The 6507-nt window shown below is 31.2% G+C and carries 6 protein-coding genes; all 6 read left to right on the top strand.

Translation table 11 applies throughout. The features are described from left to right. Positions 1 to 154: 154 nt before the first annotated feature. The 6 genes from CLCOS_RS17745 to CLCOS_RS17720 are packed head-to-tail and all read left to right on the top strand — an operon-like array spanning position 155 to position 6336. On the top strand, positions 155 to 2428 hold the full coding sequence (locus CLCOS_RS17745) for a pyridine nucleotide-disulfide oxidoreductase/dicluster-binding protein (RefSeq protein WP_063601704.1): 2274 nt from the start codon (positions 155 to 157) through the stop codon (positions 2426 to 2428). Between the two features lie 2 nt (positions 2429 to 2430). Next, positions 2431 to 2637, top strand: a complete 207-nt coding sequence (locus CLCOS_RS17740; RefSeq protein ID WP_013239059.1) for a DVU_1557 family redox protein — start codon at positions 2431 to 2433, stop codon at positions 2635 to 2637. Further along, entirely contained in the window at positions 2637 to 3371 is a 735-nt protein-coding gene (trsM, locus tag CLCOS_RS17735) for a DVU_1556 family methyltransferase (RefSeq protein ID WP_063601703.1), read from the top strand. Before CLCOS_RS17740 ends, trsM begins: the two co-directional genes overlap by 1 nt. After that, the gene (locus CLCOS_RS17730) at positions 3364 to 3825 is read left to right on the top strand and encodes a DVU_1555 family C-GCAxxG-C-C protein (RefSeq protein WP_013239057.1); all 462 of its coding nucleotides are present in this window, start codon (positions 3364 to 3366) and stop codon (positions 3823 to 3825) included. Before trsM ends, CLCOS_RS17730 begins: the two co-directional genes overlap by 8 nt. Beyond that, positions 3822 to 5210 (top strand): radical SAM (seleno)protein TrsS, encoded by a 1389-nt coding sequence (gene trsS, locus CLCOS_RS17725; protein ID WP_063601702.1) that lies wholly within the window; start codon positions 3822 to 3824, stop codon positions 5208 to 5210. Before CLCOS_RS17730 ends, trsS begins: the two co-directional genes overlap by 4 nt. Before the next feature lie 46 nt (positions 5211 to 5256). Then, on the top strand, positions 5257 to 6336 hold the full coding sequence (locus CLCOS_RS17720) for an XdhC family aldehyde oxidoreductase maturation factor (protein WP_063601701.1): 1080 nt from the start codon (positions 5257 to 5259) through the stop codon (positions 6334 to 6336). Positions 6337 to 6507 lie beyond the last annotated feature (171 nt).

The raw sequence follows: 6507 nt of genomic DNA, 5'->3' as shown, positions 1-6507 counted from the left end.
GATGCTACTGGTAATAAGTTTATTGGAAAATATGATATTAATTTAGCTTAAATATTAGGGGTGAAGCAGAGATGCTGAACCTTATACTATATAAAAATCAAGCTCTCTGAGTTTTCGAGAGCGTACTTTTATTTAAAAAGGGGGAAGGAGTTATATGGATTTAAATAAATTGTTAGGTAAAGAGAATTTATGTATTGCAGATAAACCTTCAGCTTGTATATCTGCGTGTCCCATACACATGGACGTAAAAACTTTCATTGATGCAATAGAACAAGATGACTTCAAGAAAGCTTATAAGGTTATGACTAAAAAGATGCCTTTTACTAGAATAATAGGCAGTATATGTGATCATCCTTGTGAAGAGGCATGTGTAAGAAATGAATTAGGTGGATCTATAAATATACATGAACTTGAAAAAGTCGTAGTAAAAATAGGTCTTTTTTCTAAAAAAAGAACGATTCCAATACCTAGAAATGGGAAAAAAGTAGCAGTAGTAGGTGCAGGTATAAGCGGTATTACAGCTGCTTTTGATTTAGATAAAAAAGGATATCAGGTTACTATTTATGAAAAAAGTGATAAAATAGGCGGCAGGATATGGGACTTTCAAGGAGATCAACTTTCAAAGGAAACAATAGAAGAAGAATTGGCAGTAATGAATAAGAAAGATATAAAAATTAAGTTCAATGAATTTGTAGATGAAAAGAAATTAGAAGAAATAGTAAATAGCTATGATGCAGTTTATATAGGAACAAGTGTTTGGAAAAAAGATTTAAAAGTAAACACACAAACTTTTCAAGTAGAAGATAGTTCTTTGTTTGCAGGAGGAAGAATTGTAAACAAAAACAGTTCAGTTATATTTTCAATAAGCTCTGGAAGAAGAGCAGTCATATCCATTGATAGGTATCTTCAAAAAATTTCTCTTATGGTGGCAAGGGAAAATGAAGGCGCTTATGATACACCTTTAAAACTTAAATTAGATGATATAGAGAGCGTAGAAGCAATTAAAAAAAATTCTTTAGGATATAATAAACAGGAAGCCATTAAAGAAGCAGGCAGATGTATAAAATGTCAGTGCACAGAGTGTTCAAATGTTTGTGTTCACTTAAGAAAATATGATATTACACCTAAAAAATATATAAGACAAATAAATCACAATGAAGTTATAATATTAGGAGATCATTATGCAAATGAAATGATTAATTCCTGCACTCTTTGTGGACTTTGCGGTGAAGTGTGCCCTTCTAATTTAGACATGAAGGATATAATACAAGAAACCCGTGAAAGTATGGTAGAAAGAGAAAAAATGCCTGTATCAGCTCATGATTTTGCACTTAAAGATATGGAATTCAGCAATAGCAAATATTTTTCAATGGTAAAAAATCAACCGGGATATGAAGAAGTTAAATATATGTTTTATCCAGGATGTCAATTGCCTGCATCCTCTCCTGAATATATACCTGAAATATATAAATATCTTATGGAAAATATCAAAGATGGAGTTGGAATAATGCTGGGCTGCTGTGGTGCACCGGCGGATTGGGCTGGAAGACAGGATTTACTGGAGAAAAATATAAAAGATATACGAAATAAGTGGGAAGAGGCAGGAAAGCCAACTTTCATTTTAGCCTGTTCTAGCTGTTACAGTATGTTTGAAAAATATATGGGGGATATGAATTTTATCTCTCTATGGGAAGTTATGGATAAGTATGGAGTGCCTGAGGGCAATAAAATAAAAGAAAACAAGATATTGACTGTACATGATGCATGTTCCACTAGATATAATAAAGAAATTCAAGAAAGTATACGAAATGTAGCAACTTCTTTGGGATATAAAATAAAAGAACTTAAATTTTCAAAAGAAAAAACTAAATGCTGTGGTTACGGAGGACTTGTGTATTTTGCCAATAAGGAACAATCAAAGGACTTTGTAAAAGATAGAATAAATGAAAGTAACCTGGATTATTTAGTCTATTGTTCAATGTGTAAGGATTTATTTATAGATGAGGGTAAAAAAACTTTTCATATTTTAGATTTAATTTACAGTGATGATTTAGAAAAAGCTGCTTTAAGAAAAATACCTACTCTTTCATGCAGGCGTGAAAATAGAACACTTCTTAAAATTAAACTTTTGAAAGATCTATGGAATGAGGAAGTAAATGATTTAATAGAGCATTATGAGTTTAAATTAAACATACCTGATAATGTTAAAGATCAAATGAAAGATAGACTAATTTTACTTGACGATATAGAAAAAGCCATAGATAATGCCGAAAAAAATAAAGAAAGATTTTTTAATCCTGAAAATTCACATTATTTATGCAGACTTAGAATTAGTAATGTAACTTATTGGGTAGAATATGAAAGAAGCAAGGATGAAATTTTAGTTAAAAGTGTGTATAGTCACAGAATGGAAATAGTGGAGGAATAATTATGAATGTTATCAAAGAAGGAACAACTCCATGGATTTGTGATAAGTGTAGTAAAGAATTAGAACTTAAAAAGGTAAAAGTTTGTTATCTTGGTGGAAATTTTGAAGTTGAGCTTATGCAGTGTCCTAAGTGCAAGATGGTAATTATAGAGGAAGATTTAGCCTTAGGTAAAATGCTGGAGGTGGAAAAAGGACTGGAGGATAAATAATGAAATGCTGTAATGCTTATGAGAGTGATGATATGAAAAATATTACAGGAGAAACTCTAAGGCCTGGGGGATTTACATTGACAGATAAAGCAGTAAAATTTTGCAAACTTTCTTCAAAAGATTCTATAATGGATTTGGGTTGTGGTACGGGAGCTACATTAAATTATTTGTGTAAAAAATATAATATAAGCGCAGTTGGCCTTGATCCTTCTCAAAAATTAATAAATAAAGGTAAAAAAATATATAAAGATTTAAAATTTATCTGTGGGAAAGGTGAAAAAATTCCATTTTATAATGCAGAATTCAATGGAGTTTTTGCAGAATGTACCCTTTCCCTTATGGAAAATTTAAATAATGTCATAGGGGATGTTTTTAGAATATTGAAACCTGGTGGATGGTTTATTATTACAGATGTATATGCCAGAAAACCTGAATTTATCCATGAACTTCATGAGATTTCAGTTAATAGCTGTATGAGAGGTCTTCATAATTTGGATGAACTTAAAAGTATAGTTAAAAATATAGGTTTTCATGTGGAACTTTTGGAAGACTGCAGTGATATGTTAAAAGAACTTATGGTAAAGACAATATTTACTTATGGGTCCATGAGTATTTTTTGGAATAAAGTGTCTAGCTGCTCTATAGATGGTTGTGAATTTCAGCAGCTATTAAAAAATTGTAAGCCCGGCTATTTTATAATGATAGCGAAAAAGGAGGATGAATGTTATGAATGATACTGCTTTCCGTATATATAAATTAGCTTCATCGGGGTTTTGCTGTACTCAAATAATTCTTAAATTGGCTTTAGAAGATGAAGAAACAGAAAATACAGACTTGATAAGGGCTTTGAATGGACTTTGTGGGGGGCTTGGATCCGATGAAAAAGTATGTGGAATTTTAACTGGAGGTATAGCTGTTATAGGACTTTATGCGGGAAAAGGTGAGCCGAGGGAATATCACAGTGAAAATTTTCAGCCCATGTTAAGTGAATATATAAATTGGTTTAAAGAAGAATTTGAAAGTACTGAGTGTAGAGATATAATAGGAATTCAAAAAATAACTGATGAAAATGGTAATATAAATTATCCTGTGAAATGTGGAGAAATACTTCTTAAAAGTTATGAAAAGATTCAACAGATAATATGTAAGTATGGATATGATTTTGGAGATAGGGATGATGATGTGTGAAAAGTGTAGATATAATTTCTGAAACTCAAAGTTTATGTCCAATTTGTTTAAAAAAGATTGACGCAAAAAAAGTTTTAGATGTCAATAAAGTTTATATGGAAAAATATTGTCCAGATCATGGACAATTTAAGACTATTTTATGGAAAGGAAATATTTCCATGAAGAAATGGATTAGAAATAAAGAAAGGGCTTATATAAAAAATCCTTCTACAAATGTCCAAAAAGGATGCCCATTTGACTGCGGCCTTTGCAGTGAGCATAGGCAGCATACATGTACAGCTTTAATAGAAGTTACTCAAAGATGTAATTTAAAGTGCAAATTTTGTTTTGCAGATTCTTATGCAGGTAAGGAAAAAGATATTTCCATAGAAAAAATAAAATTTATGTATAAAAAATTACTAGAGTCTTCTGGAAGCTGTAATGTACAGTTGTCAGGGGGAGAGCCTACGATTAGAGATGATTTACCTGATATAGTAAAATTAGGAAGGAAACTTGGATTCAAATTCATACAGGTGAATACCAATGGTATACGCATGGCACAAGATGAGGAGTATGTTAAAAAATTAAAGATATCAGGACTTAGTTCGATTTTTTTACAATTTGATGGTACAACGGATTTGATATATAGAAAATTAAGGGGAGCTGAACTTTTAAACCTTAAGGTGAAAGCTATAGAAAACTGTAGAAAGCATAATATAGGTGTAGTTCTTGTACCAACTATAGTTCCCGGAATAAATGAGGATAATATAGGGGAAATTATAAATTTTGGATTGAATAATATGCCGGCAGTAAGGGGAGTACATTTTCAACCTGTGAGTTATTTTGGAAGGGTACCATTTATTCCTAAAGAAGAACAAAGAATTACCCTACCTGAAATCATAGAAAATATAGAAAAACAAACACTTGGAAAATTTAAAATAGAAAGCATGAAACCTCCTGGATGTGAAAATGCACTTTGCTCTTTTCATGGCAATTATATATATAAAGATAAAAAAGAATTGATAAATGTTACAAATAACTCTAAAAGTTGCTGCAGCAAAAATGAGAAGGCAGAAGAAGGGGCAAGAAAAGCCAAAGAGTTTGTTTCACGAAACTGGTCTTCTAGAAAAGTCACTAATCCTAATACAAAGGTGAAATCTAGTAAAATTGATAGCTGGGATAAAATATTATACAACATAAATAATTATTCTTTTAGTATATCTGGCATGGCCTTTCAAGATATCTGGAATGTGGATTTAGAAAGAGTAAAGGACTGCTGTATTCATGTAGTAAGTGAAGAAGGAAAACTTATACCGTTTTGTATGTATAACATTACAGATGCAGGAGGAAATTATATTTATAGAAATTGCAAAGTCAAAATGAAAATGACATCCCTTGAAGCATAGATAGTGATGAAGAAAAGGTACATGATAATAGGGGGAGAGGGTAATTATGGAGGATATTTATGAAACAATAAATGAGCTTTTGGATAAAAAGGAAGACTTTGTTTTAGCTACTATTTTAAAAAAATCGAGATCTGCCTCTAGAGAAGAGAGCACCAAGATGATTATAAAAAAGGATTTTTCAGTTATAGGGAGCATAGGTGGGGGTATATTTGAAGCTGCAGCTATAAAATTGTCTTCAAAAGTTTTTGAAAATGGTGCATATATAATTAAAAAATGTTCACTTACTAGTGAAAGAGTGGAAAAACTAGAAGCAGCATGTGGTGGAGACATTAAACTGCTTTTGGAATATGTGGATTACAATGATAATAAGATGGTGGAAATGTATAAAAATGTTCAGAAGTTAAAGAGAAGAGGTGATAATTTTGTAATTGTAACCAGGATCCCTGAAGAAGGAAAGAGCATAAAAGGTATAGATAAATGGGTTTGTAGTGAATCATCACTTTATGGTGAAGAAGACGAGAAAGTTCAGTATGTAATAAGAAAGATAAGAGAAGAATTTAAACATATTACTATGCAGTATATTGATCTAGAGGAGGGACATTATTTAATAGAACCTGTTTTAAATTGTAAAACCCTATATATAATAGGGGCAGGACATGTATCACAAAAAATTGCAGAAGTAACAAAAATATTGGATTTTAAAACTATTGTTATAGATGATAGGAAAGAATTTGCAAATAGAGAGAGATTTAAAGATGTTGAAGAAGTAAAAGTAGTTCCTTCTTTTGAAAATATACTTAAATATATAAATGTGGATAATAACAGTTATATAGTAATAGTCACTAGGGGGCATGCCTATGACAAGGAAGTGCTGGGGCAAATGCTTAGAACTGATGCAAAATATATAGGTATGATAGGAAGTAAGGCCAAAAAAGAAGTTGTATATAACTGTCTTTTAGATGAAGGATATACAGAGAAAGACTTAAAAAGGGTACACAGCCCTATAGGTATTACTATATTTGCGCAAACTCCTGAAGAGATAGCAATAAGTATTGTAGCAGAACTTATAAAAGTTGAAAGGGAGTCCTTCAATCAAAAAAATAAAGTTCAAGCTATGATTATTTAAGTATGATATTCTTCTATAATGGGAAAATAGAAGAATGTTAATGGACTTTCCTATAATAATGCAAGGTTGAATTGGAAATTGTTATTATGACGGGGGGATTATAATGAATGCAACTATTTGCAAATTGGACAATGCAGTTGTATCTAAGCCGTATGTAGAACTTTCACATAT

The sequence above is a fragment of the Clostridium coskatii genome, assembly GCF_001675205.1.
In the GTDB taxonomy this organism is placed as follows: domain Bacteria; phylum Bacillota; class Clostridia; order Clostridiales; family Clostridiaceae; genus Clostridium_B; species Clostridium_B ljungdahlii.
The sequence above is the reverse complement of the archived record's forward strand: the minus strand, read 5'-3'. Positions and strand labels throughout refer to the sequence as shown.